Source organism: Microbacterium ginsengisoli (assembly GCF_000956535.1).
Classification (GTDB): Bacteria; Actinomycetota; Actinomycetes; order Actinomycetales; family Microbacteriaceae; genus Microbacterium; species Microbacterium ginsengisoli.
In genome coordinates, this window is record NZ_JYIY01000068.1 from 49,128 (window position 1) to 69,995 (window position 20,868).

At 66.4% G+C, this 20,868-nt stretch carries 19 protein-coding genes; 4 read left to right on the top strand and 15 right to left on the bottom strand.

What is annotated here, in order from left to right; genetic code table 11:
- Window positions 1-297: 297 nt before the first annotated feature.
- From RR49_RS05475 to RR49_RS05505, 7 genes are all read right to left on the bottom strand, one after another.
- Window positions 298-1,554, bottom strand: coding sequence for a PucR family transcriptional regulator (locus RR49_RS05475; protein ID WP_045247063.1), 1,257 nt, complete (start codon window positions 1,552-1,554; stop codon window positions 298-300).
- Window positions 1,551-2,981: a phytoene desaturase family protein gene (locus RR49_RS05480; protein WP_045247064.1), complete on the bottom strand. Its 1,431-nt coding sequence runs from the start codon at window positions 2,979-2,981 to the stop codon at window positions 1,551-1,553. Before RR49_RS05480 ends, RR49_RS05475 begins: the two co-directional genes overlap by 4 nt.
- Window positions 2,978-4,813, bottom strand: a complete 1,836-nt coding sequence (locus RR49_RS05485; RefSeq protein WP_045247065.1) for a DUF3556 domain-containing protein — start codon at window positions 4,811-4,813, stop codon at window positions 2,978-2,980. Before RR49_RS05485 ends, RR49_RS05480 begins: the two co-directional genes overlap by 4 nt.
- Before the next feature lie 51 nt (window positions 4,814-4,864).
- Window positions 4,865-6,325, bottom strand: a complete 1,461-nt coding sequence (locus RR49_RS05490; protein WP_045247066.1) for a class I adenylate-forming enzyme family protein — start codon at window positions 6,323-6,325, stop codon at window positions 4,865-4,867.
- A 159-nt stretch (window positions 6,326-6,484) separates the two neighbouring features.
- Window positions 6,485-7,660, bottom strand: coding sequence for a low temperature requirement protein A (locus RR49_RS05495; RefSeq protein WP_048809207.1), 1,176 nt, complete (start codon window positions 7,658-7,660; stop codon window positions 6,485-6,487).
- 104 nt (window positions 7,661-7,764) lie between these two features.
- Window positions 7,765-8,100 carry a nuclear transport factor 2 family protein gene (locus tag RR49_RS05500; RefSeq protein WP_045247067.1) on the bottom strand — a complete coding sequence of 112 codons (336 nt, stop codon included), beginning with the start codon at window positions 8,098-8,100 and terminating at the stop codon, window positions 7,765-7,767.
- A 26-nt stretch (window positions 8,101-8,126) separates the two neighbouring features.
- The gene (locus RR49_RS05505) at window positions 8,127-8,882 is read right to left on the bottom strand and encodes an SDR family oxidoreductase (protein ID WP_045247068.1); all 756 of its coding nucleotides are present in this window, start codon (window positions 8,880-8,882) and stop codon (window positions 8,127-8,129) included.
- Between the two features lie 69 nt (window positions 8,883-8,951).
- Between RR49_RS05505 and RR49_RS05510 the strand changes: the two genes are divergently transcribed.
- From RR49_RS05510 to RR49_RS15110, 3 genes are all read left to right on the top strand, one after another.
- Window positions 8,952-9,656: a TetR/AcrR family transcriptional regulator gene (locus RR49_RS05510; RefSeq protein WP_045247069.1), complete on the top strand. Its 705-nt coding sequence runs from the start codon at window positions 8,952-8,954 to the stop codon at window positions 9,654-9,656.
- Between the two features lie 189 nt (window positions 9,657-9,845).
- Window positions 9,846-10,286, top strand: a complete 441-nt coding sequence (locus RR49_RS05515) for a hypothetical protein (RefSeq protein WP_045247070.1) — start codon at window positions 9,846-9,848, stop codon at window positions 10,284-10,286.
- Between the two features lie 33 nt (window positions 10,287-10,319).
- On the top strand, window positions 10,320-11,105 hold the full coding sequence (locus tag RR49_RS15110; protein ID WP_048809209.1) for a hypothetical protein: 786 nt from the start codon (window positions 10,320-10,322) through the stop codon (window positions 11,103-11,105).
- Window positions 11,106-11,501: 396 nt separating this feature from the next.
- Here RR49_RS15110 and RR49_RS05525 read toward each other — a convergent pair whose 3' ends face one another.
- From RR49_RS05525 to RR49_RS05550, 6 genes are all read right to left on the bottom strand, one after another.
- Window positions 11,502-11,696, bottom strand: coding sequence for a hypothetical protein (locus RR49_RS05525; RefSeq protein WP_045247071.1), 195 nt, complete (start codon window positions 11,694-11,696; stop codon window positions 11,502-11,504).
- Entirely contained in the window at window positions 11,693-14,113 is a 2,421-nt protein-coding gene (locus RR49_RS05530) for a TniQ family protein (RefSeq protein WP_045247072.1), read from the bottom strand. Before RR49_RS05530 ends, RR49_RS05525 begins: the two co-directional genes overlap by 4 nt.
- The gene (locus RR49_RS05535) at window positions 14,113-15,291 is read right to left on the bottom strand and encodes an AAA family ATPase (protein WP_045247073.1); all 1,179 of its coding nucleotides are present in this window, start codon (window positions 15,289-15,291) and stop codon (window positions 14,113-14,115) included. The genes RR49_RS05530 and RR49_RS05535 overlap by 1 nt, the downstream gene beginning before the upstream one ends.
- Window positions 15,288-17,312, bottom strand: a complete 2,025-nt coding sequence (locus RR49_RS05540; protein WP_169815885.1) for a TnsB C-terminal domain-containing protein — start codon at window positions 17,310-17,312, stop codon at window positions 15,288-15,290. The genes RR49_RS05535 and RR49_RS05540 overlap by 4 nt, the downstream gene beginning before the upstream one ends.
- A 148-nt stretch (window positions 17,313-17,460) precedes the next feature.
- Window positions 17,461-17,673 (bottom strand): hypothetical protein, encoded by a 213-nt coding sequence (locus RR49_RS15960; RefSeq protein ID WP_211255143.1) that lies wholly within the window; start codon window positions 17,671-17,673, stop codon window positions 17,461-17,463.
- 197 nt (window positions 17,674-17,870) lie between these two features.
- Entirely contained in the window at window positions 17,871-18,650 is a 780-nt protein-coding gene (locus RR49_RS05550; protein WP_048809211.1) for a TnsA-like heteromeric transposase endonuclease subunit, read from the bottom strand.
- A 315-nt stretch (window positions 18,651-18,965) separates the two neighbouring features.
- Here RR49_RS05550 and RR49_RS05555 point away from each other — a divergent pair, with 315 nt between their 5' ends.
- Window positions 18,966-19,289: a hypothetical protein gene (locus tag RR49_RS05555; RefSeq protein WP_045247076.1), complete on the top strand. Its 324-nt coding sequence runs from the start codon at window positions 18,966-18,968 to the stop codon at window positions 19,287-19,289.
- A gap of 27 nt (window positions 19,290-19,316) precedes the next feature.
- Here the strand turns inward: RR49_RS05555 and RR49_RS05560 are convergent, their stop codons facing one another.
- Window positions 19,317-20,045, bottom strand: coding sequence for an adenylate/guanylate cyclase domain-containing protein (locus RR49_RS05560; RefSeq protein WP_045247077.1), 729 nt, complete (start codon window positions 20,043-20,045; stop codon window positions 19,317-19,319).
- A gap of 2 nt (window positions 20,046-20,047) precedes the next feature.
- Window positions 20,048-20,635, bottom strand: a complete 588-nt coding sequence (locus tag RR49_RS05565; protein ID WP_048809212.1) for a Pycsar system effector family protein — start codon at window positions 20,633-20,635, stop codon at window positions 20,048-20,050.
- Between the last annotated feature and the right edge of the window lie 233 nt (window positions 20,636-20,868).

Below are 20,868 nucleotides of genomic sequence, written 5' to 3' on the forward strand. Positions count from 1 at the left end.
CACAGCACATAGACGCCTGCAAGCGGATCGTCTATCGGACAAGCGTAGGGACGAAGGTTGCTGCTTACGCTGGCGTCTCGAAGATGATCTCTCGGCCGTCTTCCTCACCCCACTGCTCGCCGTTCTCGACAGACCCGTATCCGTCATCTCCCCTGTGTAGGTTCCCACCCGAGATGGCGGAGAATCCCCGGATTCCACGGTAAGTGGCGACGGTCTCCTGGCTGAGATTCCACGCGAAATGGCGGATTCCTACCCTGGCACCATGCATCACCCGATCCGCGGTCCTGTGCCACTGACTCACGAACCGGGTCCGAACGCGTCGAAGAGGCGCAGCGCCATCGATATCTCGAGTGGGTCGCGTTGCTGGAGGGCCGCTGGTGTGGAGGCGATGCGGCGGCGAACGGTGTTGCGGTGGATGCCGAGCTCGAGGGCTGTCTGGGTGACGTTGGCGCCAGCGGCGTAGTAAGCGCGGTACGTGTCGCGGAGTATGCGGGCGTTCTCATCGGTGCGGGCGAGGGTCCCGAGCACGGTTTGTACCCAGCGGCGTGTCGTGCGGAGGTCGCGTGTGAACATCGCCAGCAGTGAGACGGCCGGGTCTGCGTATCGAACCACGGCCTCGGCGTGGTGGGGCTGGGAAGTGAGTGCGACCATCCGTGCATCGAGCGCTTGACGGTGTGATGTCCGGAAGCCGTCGACGCCGGTCGCGAGATCGGCGACGGCCACTCGCAGAAGCTGCTCGGATCCCAGCTCGTTACGAATCTCCTCACTTGATACCGCGATGCTCGGCGCAACCGGGATCCACGCCCACGTGGTCGTGGGGTCCTCCGTCACGATGAGGGGCGCCCGCCCGGTCCGCCAGCGCGTAGCGAGCCGTTGCGTCAGTGATCTGACGATCGGAGCGAGAAAGGAGGCGTCCTCATCGCTCCACAGGATGAGCGCGACAAACGGCGAGGTCACGGAGAAGCCCGTCTCTCTTTCGAATCTCGCCGCATCGTTGCTCTCGCCACGCAGTAGCCGGTGCACGGTGCTGGCGAAAACCGCTCCTCTCCCCCCGTTCCAGCGTCGACGTTCGGCCTCGTGGACGTCGGAAACGTACTGGAGAATCCAGTCGATGTAGCGATGCACGACGTCCGCGACGGCGCGGACGAGCTCGATCCGCTCTTCTTCTCGCACCGCCATGCTTTCCACGGCGTCGATGCCGAGGCGCAGGAACATGCTCTGCCCCAGGTAGTACGCCCGGGTGAGGGCGCTGATCGGGACGTCTCTCTGCGCAAGACGCTGCGCGTACTCGACGGCCGCGGTGGTCGGCTGCAGATTTGACAGGGCGATGTCGTTGGCGAGGATGTGACAGATCGTGGAGACGTTGCCCTCCACACTTGCCCGCAGCATCTCCACCAGCTGAGGATCGGGGCGAAGCTCCGTGACGCTGTCCGCCAGCAGGCCCGTCATCTCGTCGACGATCCCCGGCAGTCGGATATCGAGCTGGCGCGCGACGTCACCGAGAAGTCGCCGCATCTCTGACGGCTCCATCGCCGGCGCAGCGGGCGCGCTCACGTACGACCGACCCGTCGATCAATCCACCGCAGAGCGCGTTGCGCAGCGTTCACGCCGCTCTGTCCGTGGATGCCGGGGCCCGGCGAGGTCGCTGCCGAGCAGAGGTACACCCCAGTGACACCGAGATCATAGGGGTGTGGGGTGAGGCGGGGTCCGAACAGGAACTGCAGCGGAGACTTGGCACCGGTGAGGATGTCACCGCCGATGAAGTTCGCGTTGGTGCGCGCGAGATCTCGGGGCGACTGCGTTACCGACGCGACGACTCGTTCCCGCACGCCCGGCGCGAACCGCTCCAGCTGAGCGAGGACCGCCCCTGTGGCGTCCGCGTCATACCCGGCGGGAACGTGGGCGTACGCATAGACCGGCTTGATCTCGCCGTCGGCGCGCGTGGGGTCGGCGACATACTGCTGCCCGACGAGCACGAACGGCCGCTCCGGCATCCGGCCCAGGGCGATCTCACGCTCCGTCCATGCGATCTCTTCAGAGCTTCCGCCGAGGTGCACCGTCCCTGCGCTGCCCGCTTCGGGGTTGCGCCACGGGATGCCTCCCTCGACCGCCAGGTCCACCTTGAACGCTGCGGGTCCAGACCGGAACCGTGCCAGCGCGTCTCGGACACGGCGCGGTAGGAGGTCGCCGTAGAGCGGCACGACGTTGCGCGGGTGCAGGTCGAGCATCGCGATGTCGTGCCGCGGCAGATCGCTCCGTCGGCGGATGGGCGTCGACGTCTCGAACCGTACACCCAGATCCTTCAGGCCGATGACGATCGCTTCGGTCAGGCGGCCGGTCCCTCCTTCGACGACGGGCCAGCCGACGGCGTGGCCCGCAGCGATGATGCCGGCACCGATCCCGCCGACGAGAGGTCGATCGATCCGATTAATCGCATGTGCCGCCACGCCCGTGAACAGGGCCCGCCCTTGCGGGGTCCGAAGCAGGTGCCGCGTCCAGGTGGGAGGCGGACCGGCAACGATACCGAACCGTCCCAACAGGAACGGGTGGCGAGGGATCCGCAGCATCGGTTGGAAGATGTCCTCGCTCAGGGCGGGGAAGTTGCGGGCGGCACTGCCGAACATCGCCCGCCACCGGCCGCCGTCAGCCCCGAGGCCGGCCGCAGTCTTGTCGATGCTCTGATGAAGCACCGCGATACTGCCGTCGTCGAGAGGATGGGCCGCATCGATCGGCGCGCGCAGCCACCGCACGCCCCGCTTCTCCAGCTCCCACGACGCCATGTACTCCGAGCCCGCGGCCATCGGGTGCACGGCCGCGCAGTGATCCTGCACGAGACCCGGAAGTGGACTGTGGATGGTGCGGGCGCCGCCACCGATCTCTTGGTGGGCTTCGAAGACGGTGACCTCGACGCCGGCGCGGGCGAGCACGGTGGCGGCAGCGAGCCCGTTGGGCCCACTGCCGACCACGACTGCTGTGGTCACGCCTCTTCTTTCACCGGTGCGGATGCAGGCGTCTGACCGGGTAGCCGGACGGCGTTGGTGGCAGCCGTCGGGGGCTGCGTGTCAGCCCGCCAGGTCACGTTCACCGGAATGGGCCCGTTGGGCAGCCACGGCTGTTCCTTGACCGCATCTGCCACCTTCCACGTTCCCCTCTCGATCACTCCGAGCGCGGCATCGATGATCTGATACGACTGCGTGCCTCGGGTGATGGGCTGCGATTCGACCCAGAATACGACGAACTCTCCCGGCAGGAAGTGGCACCGAGACTGCAGCGCCCGGATGAGACTCGCGTCGTGCAGGTGGCCGTCGCCGAAGTTGAACCCGATGACCGAGTTGCAGGCGAACTCCCCCTCGCGCACCGTGCGCGTGTCGATGTCCGGGAGGGTGCGGTAGGCGAGGGAGAACAGGCCGCGTCCCTGGCTGTGCATCGACCGCCAAGCGATCGTCTGCTGCATCGTGATCTCCGCCGCGACGTACGGGTAGCCCATTTGCTGCAGCTGGTCGACCTGGTTCGAGGTGGGCCGGATGACGGCATCCAGCTTCTTCTCCGCACCCGGCGTGAACGTCCAGATCGCGGACGCCCAGTTCCCGGCGTACTGACGCAGCGACGGCAGGAACGACACCTTGTCGGGGCGGATGTTTCCGAGCACCGGGAAGAACAGCAACCCGACGGCCACTGCGGCACCGATCCACACGTTCGAGAAGTCGAGCACGCTGAACCCGTTCCACGACGGGAAGCCGAGGAACAGCGTGATGGCCCCGAAGGCGAACAGGAGGTTCCACTCGAGCGGCACCGCGAGCGGGAAGGTGGAGACGATGAACAGGCAGTAGCCGACCATGATGATCACCGCACCGAGGGTGACCCACTGGTTGGTGGAGAACAGCAGCACGAGGGGGACAATGAACTCCACACCGGCGCCCATCCCGTGCGCCATGAAGTGCGCGAAGCCCGAGGGCCGGATGTCGTCGGGGAAGTTGCGGTACATCGAGCGCTTGAGCCACATCGGCGGCCAGAACGGGGTGTTGGAGATCATCGCCGGGATCACGAACGGGAAGTGCCGGCCGATCTTCGACAGGGCCGCCCCGGCCCAGACGATGACGATCAGCATCTTCAACGCGATGATCATGTCCACGAACGGCAGCGCGACGAAGAACACGAGCGCCGGGAGGTACTGCTCGATGCGGGCTGCGAGGGCGATCGTCTTGTCACGAACACCGACGAGGACGAGCAGCACGATCGCCGCGATCACCGGAATCGGCTGAATCAGTCCGCTCGTGTTGTCCGGGAGCACGGCCGACAGCGCTGCGGTGGGCTGACCGGGGAGCACGAGCGCGGTCGCGAGTGCCAGCAGGAATCCGAGGTACAACACGACGTCGAACACGGTCCGCGTGTCGCCGGCGGTACCGGGCACCCACGCCCACGGGCGCAACCGGATCGTTCCGGGTCGCGCCCAGAAGAGGATGCCGCCCAGCATGGGCTTGAACTTGCCGGCGATCGCGCCCCACGATCCGGCTATGCCGATCGCCTCCAGCAGCATCGTCCAGACGATCGCCTTCTGATAGACGATCGGCGCGTTCCACCACAGGTTCACCTGCCAGAACCATCCGACCCCGCTGGTCGCGGTGATGATGACGGTGCCGAGGAACAGCCAGAGCACGGCGACTTTGACGACATATGTGGTCGCGATCATCCGTGGGGATCCGAATCCGTACTCGACCCAGTGCAGGGACAGCGCACGGATGCGGTCGCGGAGGGGTTGGTGGAGGAAGGTCTCCAGATCGACGGGCGGGAAGTCCCCGGTTTTGAATCCCATGTCAGCTCCTTTGATGAGGGATGGATCGTTGCTGGTTGCGCGTCGTGAGCGTCAGACGGCGGCGAGGCTGTGACGCAGCGCTGGCTTGTCGACTTTTCCGACGGGGTTGCGGGGAAGCGCGTCGAGGATCTCCAGTGCGACAGGAACCTTGATCTTCGCGAGGCCCAGGCGACAGTGGGCGATGAGCGCGTCGGCATCCACCTCGGCGCCGGGGGCCAGCACGACGAACGCGACCGGCACTTCGCCCAGGACCGGGTCGGGCCGTCCGACGACAGCGGCTTCGAGGACCGCGGAGTGCGTCGCGAGGACCGATTCGATCTCCTTCGGGTAGATGTTCTCCCCACCGCGGATGATCATGTCTTTGATCCGGTCGACGATCCGCAGGTACCCGTCCTCGTCGAGGATGCCGACGTCTCCGGTGCGCAGCCACCCATCGGGGATCGCCTCGGCGGTCGCTTCGATCCGGTTGAGGTACCCGCGCATGACAGTGGGACCCGAGATCGCGACCTCGCCGCGCTCTCCCGTGGGCACATCCTCGCCGCGCGGGTCGACGACCCGGATGCGCTGACCGGGAAGCGCGGGACCCACCGTGCCCGGTTTACGGATGCCGGAGACCGGGTTGCACGCCGACGCGCACGTCGCCTCGGTCAGGCCGTAGCCTTCCGTGATCGACATGCCGAACCGGGACTCGCAGCGCTGCAACAGCTCGGGAGAAACCGGTGCGGCGCCACACACCGCGAACCGCAGCCGGCGTGTCTCGACCCGCTCGTCGGCGGGCAGGGCCGCGAGGTGGGCGAAGATCGCCGGGACGGCGGAGAAGTACGTCGGCTGGAACCGTTCCATCGCGTCGACGAAGCTGCGGGGAGCGAACCGCTCCAACACCGTCACCCGAGCACCGACCGTGAACGGGGCAAGCAGCGTGACGCAGATCGAGTTGACATGGAACAGCGGCAGCACCAGCAGGGCATGGTCCGACGCGGTCAATCCGAAGTGCTGCGCCATCGACGTGGCCATCGCCTCGAGGTTGCGGTGGTCGAGCATCACACCCTTCGGGCTGCCGGTGGACCCGCTCGTGTACACGAGGAGCGCCAGTCTGTCCGGATCGACGGTGATCGCGTCCCGCGAGGTCGCCGATCGGCGCAACTCATCCGCGGCGAGCGACGGCACGTCAACCCCTTCCATCGCGGCGCCCACGAGAAGACGCGCACGTGAATCCTCGAGTTGATAGGACACTTCACGCGCGGTGAGGGTCGGGTTGATGGGAGTTGCGACCACGCCTCGGATCCACGCCCCGAGCGTGGCCACCACGAGCTCCACCGAGTTGGGGAGCATGATGCCGATGACGTCGCCCTGGCGGATGCCGAGCTCATCGAGCTGCTCGGCGAATGCGCGCGCCTCATCCTCGAGTTGGGCGTAGGTCAGCGCACGGTGCACGTCCTGCACGCACGGCCGGGCCGAACCCGCGGCGGGCCCCGCCCACGGAAGCTGCGTGAGTGGCGATGAATCGATCACAGGTACTCCTTCTCCATCGAAGGTGTCGATAAAAAGACACGTTCACGTTATGGAGCGCTCGGCTTCGCTCAGGAGGCCAATTCGCACCGTTCCGGGGCGGGGATGGTGCACGGTGCACCAGCCGCTTGCCGAACCCGTGCGGGTATCACCCCGTCGACATCAGTTCGCCGCCTGTTCGCGTTCGCCCACTTCCGTCGCGATGGCGGCGAGGACGAGCCCCACTGCGGTGAGGGCGGTCGTGGAAAGGTTCCCTGAGATCGTGCCGGCGAGGACGGTGAGCACACCGAGAAGGTAGAGCGCGTTGCCGATGCGAGTGAGGGTGTGTCGAGTGGTGAGCCACCACACGCTCAGCAGGTACAGCGCGACGGGGACCGTGAAAGTGGCCGCGGCGGCGATGGGCGTGAGCGCGCTGTGCCCCGATGCCACATCGATTTCGACCTCGATGCCGGCAGAGAAGGCGCCCGCGGCGGCGAAGATGACGTAGTGGAAGTACCCGAACAGCAGCGACGTGCCGAGTGCGGAGGTGTGATGACGGTGGGTGCGTGCGAAGTACACCCACCACATCCCGGCCGCGGTGATCAGGCCGAACGCGGAGATCGAGAGCAGTTCCGGGATGTGGTCGCCGGCTTCGGCGGCTTCGAGGACCGCGTTGGTGGAGGCGAGGATCGATTCGCCGAGGAGGATCAGGGTGAATAGGCCGTACCGCTCGGTGATGTGGTGCGGGTTCCACGGCGTCGCTCTGTGCCGTTCGGCGAAGACGGGGACAGCGATCTCCGCGATGACGAGCACGAAGAATCCGATGAAGCCCGCTACGGGTGGGAGGGTGAGGCGTGCGAGCCAGAGGATCTGCACGATGACGATTCCGATCGCGTACCGCAGCGCCGTGCCGCGAAGCGATTGATCGCTGATCGCTGCCCGCACCCATTGCCCGACGAGCGCGAGGCGCATGACGACGTAGCCGATGGTGACGAGAGTGAAGTCGTAGTGCTCCATCGCGGGTCCCGCACCCGCAGCGAGCACCAGCACCCCCGCCATCTGCAGGATCGTCATGATCCGGTACAGCCAGTCGTCGGTGTCGAACGATGCGGCGAACCAGGTGAAGTTCATCCAGGCCCACCAGATCGCGAAGAACACCATCAGGTACCCGAGTGCCCCCTGAGCCGCGTGGCCGTCGGCGTAGAGGTGATGCAGCGCCTGCGATGACAGTGAGACGGCGACGACGAAGACGAGGTCGAAGAAGAGTTCAAGGGTGCTCGCGGTGCGGCCCCGCTCGTGCGGGTCGCGTCCGGTCATCCGGCGCAGTGCTCGCAGCGGAGCGGGGCGAGGGTCGCTCATCGTGTCTCGATTCGTAGGACGGATGTCGTGGAGAGTGACGCCCTCGTGACGCACAGTGGGGGCGGTGGCGTCACGAGGGCGTCGGGTAGGCCGTTCGGGTGGACCTACCGCTCGGGTGGGATGGTGAAGCTTCGGATCAGCTCGCCGTTGATGACGAAGATCCCGGTGGACTCGCCGTTGAACACGCGGCTACGCCAGTCGAATCGGATGGTGGTCGTCGCGCCCTCGGTGGTCGCCGAGAGGACCTTCATCCGGGCGCCGGCGCCGATGGCATCCGACCCGGCCCACCTCCTGACCCGGTCAGGACCGCGGTACTCGGTGCCCCAGTCGTTGACCAGTCCGTCCTCCGTGAACACCGCGACGAACGCGTCGGTGTCCGCGTTGTTGATCGCATCCACGAACGCCGCGACAGGCGTCGGAAGGCCCTGAACATCGCTCATCTGATCTCTCCTCTCAGAGCCGCGGATCAGCGGGTGGTGTATCCGCCGTTGGCGAAGATCGTCTGCCCGGTGATCCACCAGCCGTCGGTGGCGAGGAAGGTCACGATCGGTGCGATGTCCTCGATCTTCGTGAGCTGCCCGCCCATGCCCTGGGACTTGTGGAACTCGACCCGCTCGGGCGTCTCCTGACCGTAGAAGAAAGGTGTGTCCATCGGGCCGGGAGCGACCGCAGTGACCGAGATGCCACGGGAAGAGAACTCCTTCGCCGCCGCGCGGGTGAAGTGCTCGACCGGGCTCTTGCCGCCCGCATAGGTGGAGTACCCGTCGGTGAACGCGGCGAGCAGGCTCGTCACGATCGTGATGACCTTGCCACCACCGGCGACGTGCTTTCCGGCCTCCTTGATGAAGAAGTACGCGGCCTTGCTGTTGATGTCGAACATCGAGTCGTACTCATCCTCGGTGGTCTCCACGATTGGCTTGCGCAGGACCTTACCGACCGTGTTCACCGCGACATCGATCCGACCGATCGCCGCCTCGGCATCCGCGAACAGCTTCTCGACATTCGCCGGAGAGGTGAGATCACCGGAGAGAATGACGCCCTTGCCACCCGCGGCCTCGACCGCGGCGAGAGTCTCCTCAGCCTGCGGTCGGGTGGACTCCGAGTTGTAGTGGATCGCGACGTTTGCGCCCCGCGCTGCCGCCTGACGGCTGATCAGCCCTCCGAGGTTCTTCGCTCCGGCGGCGATCAGGACGTTCTTGCCCTTGAGTGTGTGGTCAGTCATGAAGACTCCTTCAGTCTATCTCGCTGATATGCCCTGCTATCTCAGCGGTACACAAGGTACTATAGCGATATGACAGGTTCGTCACATCCCGATACACGAACTCGACTGCTCGACGCAGCAGCTGAGCGCATCGCCTCCGCGCCCGGCGAGGAAATCTCCCTGCGGGCCATCTGCGACGCCGCCGGAGTGAAAATGCCGACGCTCTACCACTTCTTCGGCAACAAAGAAGGCCTGCTCGATGCCGTCATCGAACGCGGCTTCGACCTCTACATGGCACGCAAGACCGCCGCCGAACCCAGCGGAGACCCCATCCAGGACATCCGAGACGGGTGGGACGCGCACGTCGCCTTCGGCATCGAGAACCCCGGCTTCTACACCCTCATGTACGGGAAGATCCGACCCGGATACTCACCCGCCGCTCAAGAGCGCCCAAGCGCCGCGCTGCGAGCCCTCACCGGCGCCGCGGCCGACCAGAACCGACTCGTGGTCGATCCCGACCAGGCCGCCGCGCACATCCTCGTGACCAACATCGGAGTCACCCTCCGCCAGATCGTCCTCGCCAAAGCCGACCCCAAACTCTCCACCGCCGTACGGGAAGGCGCCATTGCCGCGATCACCGGAACGGGCAGCGGCACCCCCGCCTACAGCCGACGCACAGAAATACATCGAGTCCTCGAACACGCCGCTGCGAACCCGGAGGTCCTCGGCACCGCCGAAACCCAGCTCCTGCAACAATGGCTCACCGAGCTCGCCCGCGAGAACGACGATACGTAGAGCTCGCGATCCCAGGCCCGGGAGATGACCCGAGCCCCGCCGATACCTTCCGCACGACGTTTGGTCTGCGCTTTCGACGCCGGCAGGCAAACCATCAGACAGGTCACTCGGCCCGCTGTTGACGGCCGGAGAGGTAGACGACGCCCGACGCAAGTGGCAGACTTCTCTGTTCTGCTTCGGGAGGTCAGCATGGGCGAGGATGGGCCGGCGATCGATTGGGAAGGCGTGATCCGCGAGATGATCATGCGTGCGACTGAGACGGCGCCCACCGAACCGGGCGTCTACAAGATGCCCTGCGGTGAGTGCGTGGTCGACTTCTTCATTACCGCTGAGGGCGAGGAGCGCTGGCTCGTCGCCGGGGACGAGCGCTCGTACACTCGTGAGACCGTCGCGATCGCCCGTCACGGAGACCACCCGTGGGAGCGGCTCTACACGCTCGCTGACGCGGCCCGGGAATTGGCGAGACTGGCCGCCGCGAACGGCGGCGACATCGACCGAGTGCTCGAGGAGCTGGTCGAAGCGATCGACGACCGCGAGGTCGCACGCGTCGCGCGTGAGCGCGGCGGCATGAGCACCGAAGCCCTCGAGGATGTCGCGGCGCGCTTCGACGTCGACCTCGATGAGCTGTAGAAGCAGCCGCGACTGCGAGCGTGGAGAGCAGCTGTGAGCGAGTATCCATGGTTCGACTTCGACCAGGTCGATTTCGTCACCTCGGACCAGCATTTCAGTCACGCACGGATCAGCGAACTCGCCGAGCGTCCGTTCGCGACCGTGGAGGAGATGAATGCCGAGCTGGTGCGACGGTGGAACGAGGTCATGGGACCGGAGGACACCGTCCTTCATCTCGGTGACCTCGCGCTCGGGCCAATCGAGGAATCCGTCGGGCTGACCGCTCAGCTGAACGGGCGACGATTCCTCGTGCCCGGCAACCATGATCGGGTTTCGCCGGCAACGCAGTCCATGCGCGCGATTGAACGGTTCGCCCCGCTGTACGAGGCGGCCGGGTGGAGCATCCTCCCCGAGGTCATCGAGGGTACCCGTCGCGGGTACCGGATTCTGGCATCCCACTACCCTTACAGCGGCGACTCGCACGGTACCGACCGGCATACGACACACCGGCCGCGCGAGGACGATGGTGTTCCGCTGCTGCACGGTCACACGCATGCCCGCGATCACGGCCCGCACGGGCACGAGTTCCACGTCGGGGTCGACGCGCACGACTTCACGCCCATCCGCTTCACCGTCATCGACGACTGGATCCGCAGCCTGCCGGGCATCGAGACACGCCTGCAGGCCGCGACCCGGGAAGCGCGCACCGTGCTCGCCGATGTTGTCGGCGGCGAGACACCGGGATCGGACGCGCTGTTCTACCTGCAGGGATACAACGAGCTCGTCATCGTTCTTGAGGAGCTTCTCGACGCGCTCCCTCCCGACGAGCCGAACGGGTAGCCGGGAACAGGTCTTGGTTCGCGGTCGGGCCGGATCGGAGTGTGCGGGTCTCGGTCCGGTAGCGCACCCATCCCTGCCTCCGCCAATGCACCATCACAAGGCTTCGGACCGCCCGAGAGGACCACGCCTCCTCATGGTCCCGGTAGGCAGGGTCTTGGGTGGCGAGTTCGGTGAACAGTTCGCGGAACGTCGGAGGTTGGCCGTGCTCGCGGGTGTAGCGGTGGATGATCTTTACCGCACGGCGCGCCCAGGCCGGCGCGGTCTTCGCTGACGTGAGTTCGGTGAACAGCGGCGCCAGGTGGGGCGCCGACCACGGCTTGTCGGTCCACCCGGAGTTGTTCCACTGCATCGAGTCGTGATGGAGGACCGGGTCGCCGTCCTCAGGAACGTCCGGGCTCACCGCCGCTCCCCGCGGTCGACGGACGCGCCCACTGGCCCAGCGGGCGGCGTCGACGGAGAGCTGAGCTCAGCCTGTGACCCGGCGTCGCCCGTCACGGCCATCAGCGCCGCGGTGTACTTCTCCCCGGTCACTTTCATGCGCTCCCGCGCTGCCCGTCGCAGACGACTGGAGGTCCGCTTCTTCTCGGTCATGATGGTTTCTCCTCTTCGGTCGGTGATGTGGTCTGGGCGTCAGGGTCAGCGGCGAGGGCGCGGCGGAGCTCGCGAGCGAGTCGTTCCCCTAGTGGTGTGAGGCGCATCGGCCTGTTGCGCGCCGCGGGGACGAATAGAGTCCCGCCGACGTCGGCGCCGAGGCTGGCGAGCTGAGCGCTCAGCGAGCTCTGGGTCGTACGGATGGTCGCCGCGGCAGCGCGCACGTTCTCGTGCTCTGTGGCGATGAGGAACCGGCGCGCCCGTTCGATGGGCTGCCGGCCAACGAGTGCACGCTGGAGGAGCGGTGACCGGCCGGCCAGCGGATGAGGAGTGCGGTCATGCGGGCCGGGCCGCATCGCGATGCCCGCCGCTTGGATGCGGTGCGCGATCGTCGGCGCGCTGCAGCCGACGAGCGCCGCGATCTGCCGCAGCGTCATCCCCTCCTCCTCGTACCGATCACGCAGCCAGCCCTCGTCGATGACGAACGTGGTGGGCCGTCCGCGGCGGAGGGTGCTGTTGCCGTCGGCAAGCACACGCGACACCGTCTGCCGCGATACTCCCGTCCGCCGTGCGAGCTGATAGGTGGTGGCGCCCTCACCGTACTGGGCGATCAGTTCGCGGCTGCGAGATGGTGTGTCGAGGGCGCCACGGACGGGTCTGGCCGTCGCCCACTCACCGACGGTCTTGCCGCGGACTGCGGTGGGTTCGATGTGCGTCGCCAGCGGGGGCGCCCAGCTGAGCGGCTCGTCGATCCCTCGGCTGAGCAGGAAGGCGCGGCCGACGTCGTCCAGCTCGCGGCGCACAGAGTCCGGCAGCGACATCGTGAAGGTCGTCACCGTCCGCGGAGACAGTCCGCCCGCATCCCATCCTTCCGGTGCGCGTCGCATCGAGTTGCCTGTGATGGCCCGGTAGAGGTGGGCGCGCGCCTGGCGATGCCTGGCGCCGGCGCCAGGTTGCACATTCAGTCGGGCGCAGAGCTGTTGCCATTCCTCTTCGGGAAGGAGATCGGTGCAGTCGAGCCTGCGGCGGCGTGCGTAGTCGATCGGCGTCCCGCGCGCGTCGAGGTAGGCGGCGAGGTTGAGGATCGCCGCGAGGGCAGGCGTCTCCGCGCCCGGCCTCCCGAACTCGCGCATCACATGAGTGACCTGACGGATGGGTGCCGCCGAATCCAGAAGGGCGAGGGCCGCGGAGTGGGTCAGACGGGTGCCGGTGAACACCACGGCCGCGGCCAGCGCGGACGCGGCGACGTCGCTGTTGATGCGGCGTGGGGTGAGCGCGCTCGTCCATTCATCCCAGAGTTGTGCGGGCACCTTTCGTGCCCGGTCCTCCGGGTTTACGTCCGAGGCTGGGCCAGCTTGTAGGAACAGCGTCGGTCGTCGGGTGCGGCCGAGGGACGCGGCGATCAGTCTCTGCAGCTGCGGCGTCTGACCGGTGTACGACGTACTCACCGCGAGGCGCCCAGCCAAGAGCCGAACGGCACGGTCGGCGTCCTCGAGGGCGGCGATCGCGACCGTCGTCCCGACCGCACCGCCGGCCGCGGTCGGAGGTCCGGCCCACGTCCACGCATGCTTATCCCGGGGCACCACTTCGAGGAGCCCCGTTCCCAGCTCCGGCATGTCTAGGTCGCCGCCATCGCAGAGCGTAACTCCTGCGGCGCGGGTGAGGAGGCGGATGTCTTCGAGGACGGTGATCGCGGGTTGCGGGGCGTCCGCGTAGATCCCGAACCGGCCCTCGCCGGTGGAGAGGATCTGCATCATTCGGCGTTGCGCGTGGAGCGCCGCGTCGGGCGCGGCGATTCGTTCGGGATGCGCGGTGAGGTCGCCGCGGCAGCGGCTCGCGATCGGCCCTGTCCCGGCACCGGCGACGGGATTGTGGCAGTGCCCGGGATGTGGGATCCCGGCGAGCGGGTGACCGGTGTGGCGCGGTGGCTTGTGGCACACCGGGCATGTGTCGGCGAGGATGCGGCGGTGCCTCACGCACGCGAAGGTAAACGGGAACTGCCACGACATCCGCCACCTGCCTCCGGAGTCCGCGAGGCATTCGGGGCAGTACCGTCCCGCCATCCCGCCGACGGGGCAGCGGAAGCTGATCCTCCCCTGGCGGGTGTAGCGGATCGCGTGGCGTGCGAACCGCATCCGCGTCATCTCCTGGAACTGCGCCGCCGGGATCCCCGTCGACCGCTCCAGCCGGGACGCCTGCTCATCGGTGAGCTCGGTCGCCCACTGCGCGGCCATCCACGATGTCGCTGACACCGCCCTGCCGCCCTCCTGCTCCACCAGGCCGAGCGCGCACGCCATCTCCGCGACAGTCGCGCGGTTCGCGGCCGCTGAGGCTTCCAGCCAGGAGTCGAACGGCTCATCCGGCAAGGGGCGGACCCGGAATGGGAGGACACGCACGACACCGGCAGGTTTGCTCATCAGGCCGCCTCCTCACCGGTGTCTTGGGCGCCGTCGCTCTTCAGTCGGCGTCGGCGCCGATCGCGGCGCGCGCGATCTTCTCGGTCGTGCTTGGCCTGCAGCTCGGTGCGCTCCGTTTCTGCTCCCTCGTCGATGCGGATGTCGTCGAGGAGCTTCCGGTCGATCCGCTCGGCGCCGGTGCGGATGGCGCGGGACGCGCCGCGGCGGATGAGGTCCATGAGCGAGCCGATGTTGCCGGTGGTGCGGGCGAACAGGTACCGCGACATGTCGACGAGCATCCCTTCGTGCGCGTCCGCGAGCACGAGGGCCTGTTCGATGTGCCAGAGCAGGCTGTCCCACTCCTGGCGGGTCTGCTTGGTGCGCAGGCTGTACGGGTCGAGGCTGAGCACGGTCCAGCGGCGGAACGTCTGCGCCATCGCCGCTTCCTTCCCGGTCGCGCCCTCGCCGACGAGGCCGCGTTCGCGGAGCGCGACGCCGGCGAACAGGAAGGTGGCGCTGTACTCGTTGGACAGCCACTTCAGCTGGTTCGCGACCTCGACACCGTCGCGGGTGCGCATCTGGATGAAGTGCAGATCGTCGATGATCACGAGGCGGGTGTCGTGCCGTTCGATGCAGTCCGCTGCTGCCCGCGCCAGATCTCGGCCGGCCATCGAACGGTGCAGGATGCCCGCGGTCGCGGGGTGGGCGTAGAACCCGAGGATCATCATGTGCAGGCCCTTGATCGTGAGGCGCCCTGGGACGGTGATGTGGCAGACCGGGAGGTGGAGGATGTCGCGATCCTCGTCGAGGTACTCGCCCACTTCCGCGATCCGCTGACGGTGGAAGTCGCGCCCGAACGTGTTGACCACCGTCGACTTCCCGAGGGCCGGTGGGGCGTCGAGGGCGGCGGCGGATTTGACCCGGTCGGAGTCCTGCAGGTTGCTGTCCAGGATGTCGCCCAGTTGCAGGTGCACCCCGTGCACCTGCCGGGTGCGCAGCAGGATGTTCGCGTGCCACGCCCGCCGGTCCGCGTTGTACCGCGCGAACTCGTCCGGGCCGAGCGATCCGAGCTGCTCGGTCGTTAGCAACGCGGGCTTATCGCGCGGGGGACGTTCGGCGAAGTCCTTCCATCCCTCGTAGGTCGACAGGCTCCGCTGCCGGCGAGGCGCGTCGTGCTCGCCCGGGACTGTGGCGGTCATTGGATCATCTCCATCGGCTCGAAGTGGTAGTCGGATCGGATCGTGGGCTCGTCGATGTCGTCCTCGTCGTCGTCATCGCCCGTTTCGGGAATGTCGACGCGCTTGCGTGGGTCGCGGACCTCGCCGGTGAGCTCCCGTCCGAGATCTGTGGTGGGGTTCAGTTCGGCCTCGAGCATCCGCTGCACGGTGCGCAGCGACCACACCCCGTCAGCCGCGGGATCCTTCTCGTTGAGCTGCGCGGCCATGCGGGAACTCATCCGCCGCTCCGACGGGGTCAGCGCGCGTCCCGCGCCCCAGTCCTCGAGCAGCTGCGCGGCGACGTCGTCGACCTGCGAAGGGCAGCCCTGACGGATCGCGATCTTCTTCGCGTACTCCAACGCGTCGAGGCTGAACGGCGTGTCGAACGCTCCCTTGTGCTCCCACTCGAGGGTGTGCCAGGTGCCGTCCTCGGGGTCGTGGAAGTAGATCTGCGTCAGGTCGTCGGGGTTGACCACGAACGGCCACTCCGCGCCCTTGTCGCGGTGGATCGACCGGGCACGGTTGCGGTACTTCGCGACCGAGTCTCCGGTGTAGCGCAGCTTGTGGATCTCGACGCCGTAGTTGTTGAACTGTCGTTTCACGACCGGCAGCAGCTCGAGGAGAACGCTCCGGTCGATCGGCATCCGCAGCTGCCCGGCGACGGCGAGCCCTTGGTCGTACTTCTGAGCAGGGCTCATATGCACGCCCGGAAGGTTCGGGTCGACGAGCGAGTCGTGTGGCCGCATGTGGTACACGGCGGCGACCCATTCGCGGATGATCTGCTCGAGCTGCGGCACTGTATACACGGCTTCCGCTTCGACGTCGTCGCCGCGGCCGGCGACATCCGCACCTTTGTATCCGGGTAGCTCCTGAAGCAGTGAGTCGAGGGTGCGGAAGAACCGTTCGACGGGGCTCTTGTCGGTGGGTTGGTAGATCCGCGCTGGCTGGATCGAGATGCCGAGCCGCGCGCACGCGCTGGTCACGTGCTCCGACAGGAACGGTCGACCATGGTCCACGACGATCGTGTTGGGAAGGACGCCTGCGCGGGTGAATCGGGACACCTGCGTCTTCGCCGGATCGACGAGCAACGTCTGCGGCAGCCCGTGAAACGGCCAACGCGCTGCGCTGCCCCACCCGGACGGCACGTCGAAGGGCTGCATCGCTTCGAAGAGAACACCCGCGACATCGATGGACTTCGTCGACCCTGGGGTGAGGCGCAGCCCGAGAATGCACCGCGAGTAAACATCAATGGCGACGGTGAGGTCTGCACACACCCACTTCCCGGTCACCGGTGCGACCGCGAACACGTTCAACGGTGTCGTGTCGAGGAGAACGACGTCGCCCGGATAGCTGGCCGTGAGACGCCCAAACGGTGCCGGCGGGCGGTTCGCGATCGACCTCTTCGACTTTGTCGGCCCCGAGAAGGTGCCCCGGCCCCGATCCAGCTCGCTGAGCGCCCGGTACCCGCTGGCGGTCGACGGGATTCGGACCACGTCCGGCCCGTGGAGGCGCTCGACTCGCGCCTGGATGCGAGCCAGGATGATGCGCTTCTGGACCTTCGACTCCAGCGCCTGCTCGTCGAGGACCGTCTGCGCGGCTTCGATCCAGCGCGGATCGAAGTTCTTCAATCCCATCCCCGGCTGCGCGTTACGGGTGTCAACGAGCCCCGCTTCGCCGACGTCCCGGTATCGGGCGACCCAGCGCTCGATCGTGCGAGGCGATACCCCAAGCTCGTCGGCCTTCGCCTGCTGACGTTTGCGGAGGGCCAGCTGCGGGTGAAACTCCAGCCGAGGCTCGCCTTCGCGGGCAATCCCCGCGGTGCCGGACTTGTACCCCGTGAGGACCTCCCGGACATGGTCGGCGCGCTCGGCGGCGGTCGCCTGTGCCGAGCCCGTCGCATCCGACCACAACACGGCGATCGGCGTCGGCGACGGCCCCGCCGACGGGCGCCCTGGGATGCGAGCCAGCCCACCCTCCTGCGCAGGACGGAGGACGTCGATCATTCGGAGACGGCGGTGTCGCCCAGTTCGGTCACGCACGACGATCGCACCATCGGCAATCTCGGTGATCGTGCACGCCTCCCCGTCGTAGATGAGATCGGTCCCGGCCCGGAGGGTCCATGTAGCACTCATGTCTATGCTCCGCGCCCGCTCAGGCCGCGTCCGGGCAGTCGGACGGGAGGAACCGGAACGGGCGCGCCAGGACGGCCGGCATCCCCAGTTCGTGCACGTCGGTCGGTCCCAGCCCGGCCGCCGCTTTCATGTATCCGCCCACGTCGCGGAGTTTCGCCTCCACGCGCGACTTGTCGCGCTGCAGCTCGATTCCAACAGGGCCGGCATCGACGGACGAGGGCTTCGGCGGCATCGGGGAAGGTGGTGCCGACGATTCGGAATCACTGGGTGGGAGGGCATCCCCAGCTCTCATCACGGCGTCGGCCCATAGGCAGTGCGTGTGTCCGTTCGAGTCGCGGACGATGACGGTGGAGCCGATGATCTCGACGATGATCGCCTCGACGCCAGCATGAGTGAAAGTGTGACCGGGGCGAAGGTGCTCTGGAATGCTCATTGCTTCTCCAAGAGGTGAGTAGTGCTCAGCGGATAGGACAGGTCCGTGCGCAACTGTCGCTTCCACAGCAGATGCAGCACGAGGGAGCGAGCGAACTGGGCGTCGCCCGCGATCGGCGTCGCGGTACGGACCGCTTCTCCGAACGTCATTGGGCCGGTGAAGGCTCGCATTGCGGCGCGGACCTCATCGGCGCGGAACTGGAACTCTCGTCGATAGCCGGCGAGGAACTGCACGTTGGTGAACATGACTGGGGCGGGCTCGGTGAGAACGCGGTACTCCCACCCATGTCGTTCGATCACGCGTCGCGACCAATCCAGTGAGTCGCGCACGGCAGGTAGCCCGAGCTTCGCCGCGGGCTTCACATCGACCACGCACACAGAGTGGTCTGCGTGGGCGACGAGGTAGTCGGGGATGTGCTTGCGCGTCTTGCCGCGATCATCGCCTTGCATCAGGAACGGTTGGGAGAGGATCCACGTCACGCGGGGGTCGAAGTCGAGCAGGAGCAGGTTCGCGTACTCCAGTCGCGACTCGTACCCCACCGGATCCTGCATCGTCGCCGACCAGTAAGACCCCGACATGTGCTGCTGCTTGCGATACCAACGGAACGTCCTCCACGGGATCGCCGCATCGAACAACGCCAACCGAGCATGGGCCAGCTCCACGACGTCGACCAGAGAATCCTGCTTGCGGATCTGAATTGTCGACGTCCCGGCGTTCATCAGCAGCCGGTCTCGATACCCACGCCGCGCCACGGACAACGCAACCAGCCAGCCCATTCAACTCTGCGGCGGCGGCTCAACATGCGGCAATCCTCAGCCCGAGCGCCCGATCCTCGACATACGGGACGGAGACAATAAAACGTACAACTTGTTGCACGTTCTGACTCTTGTCAAAACGTAAGACGCGTCTTGCGCTTCGATGGCGCGGACGAAACCGGTGAATATGACATTCACTGGCTATCGATATATGAGACAGTCCAAGATTGTTCTGTCAGGGATAGGCAGGGAGTAGTCACGACGCGGTCCCCGCGGTCGAGGCGCTACGCGGCGTGCAGAGGAGATCATCGTGACGACCTGTGGGAAACTCGGGGCATGACCATGGCCGACCCCTACACTCCCGAGAAGTCGAAGGCGCTCTTCGGCAACAGTCACATGTCGACCGTCATGCTCGAGATCGCCTCCCTGGGCGGCGACGAGACCTTCTCCCCGAAGCAGATCATCGAAGGCACGGGACTCCTCGGAAGTGTCGTGCACCCGCTCATCCACCGACTCACCGACGCCGGCCAGATCGAATACCTCGGCCGCGGTCCCGACGGCAAAGCCAAGATCTACCGCGCCCGACGCACACACATCTGGGACGCGATGAAGAAGTACGCCGACGGCGTCGACGACGACCTCGCCGAGCTCGCCGGCTGACAGCCCGGCGGGCCGCTGCGTCGGCGCTCAGGACTCGTACTGCTCGGTCGTCCACTCCTCGATATCGGTAGAGATGACGTTGCCGTGCCAGCAGTTACGGGCGCTGTTCCACGCCAGGAGCGACTTGTTGTGATCGTTCATGTTGGAGTGGAAGACATCGCTCACCATCAGTGTGCGATCTGACCACGTCTTGTTGCCGTTGGCCGCGAGCTTCGCGGCCGCGTTTACCACGTCACCCATGTACAGCGCGTCGTTCATTCCGCTGCCCTCGTATCCGACCTTGATCATCAGCGCGCGACCCCACGACATCCCGAACCCGACCTCGATGTTCGTGATGCCCTTCCGAGTGAGCTCCTTGTTCAGGATGTTCACCATCGAGTTTGCGACAGCCGCGTTCGAAAACACGCCGTCGATGTCTGTCTTGTACGGCGTATTGAAGACTCCCCAGACGCAGTCGCCGACGATATTGATCTCGCGGCAGTCGACGTCGCTGGCGAACACCGCCACCATCTCGCTCACGAACGCCCGATACAAGCGCGCAAGCGTCGGCCGCTTGTGCTTCTGCGGCAACTCAGACGATTTCCGGATGTCGACGAACAGCGCGGAGCAGTTGGCGTAGAACCCATTGCTGAAGGTGAGATCCGTGCGCGGCGGCAGCGAGTCCTTTTCCTGGTAGTCGAGATCAGACTGGTTGAGGATCCCTCGGATGCGATTACGACCCGCGACATGGTCGTACGCCTTGTACTTCGCTTCCACTGCTAGCTCCCCAGGTTGATGACGAGGGCAGTGATCGCGAAGATCACGCCCGATGCGAGGTAGGTCCACACTGACCACTTCACGAGGTAGTGCTTCTTCCACGCGACGTGAGCCAGGACGACCAACTGGCGGGACAACACTTCCAGCGCGGGCTGACGCAGCTCCTCCTGCAGAGCCTCCGGTTTCCAATACCGCGTGTGGCCGAAGTAGATGAAGTCCTCCATCGCCTTCCGGCTTGGGTGCTTACTCCTCACACGAGGCACGATCGCCCACACCGACGTGACGATCGCGATGAAGAGAAGCGCAACCGCAAAGGCGAACGAGACCCGCGCGCCCCACCAGTTCAGGCCAGAGAACGGGCGGCCCGAGTCCGTCAGCGCGATCACCGTACCCAGGGTCACACCCTCGAGTGCGAGCATTACGGCAGCCTTCGCGTCAACTCGACTGATCCACTCCGCGTGCGAGGAGTAGATCCGCCAAGCACGATCCTCGGCATCGCGCAGGGACCCAACATCCTCGGGAATCGTGTGCCGTGGCCCCGACTTGTTGCCCCAGATCTTCAGTTCAGCCTCCCCACCGTTCTCACGCATCTGTCGTATCCGACATGTGCACGACACCGCCCCTGAGAATCCGTCAACTCAATCGAGAACCTTCACCCTTGTAGGTTCCCGGTCAAGGTGGCGGAGAACTCGGGGATTCCACGCTAATTGGCAGCAGTTTCGTCAGCAGGATTCCGCGCGAAATGGCAGATCCCTACATAAGAGTAGGAAGTCCACTTAGACTTGACGTCCGCCGCCGCCGTCCGATCGCCCGCGCGATCATC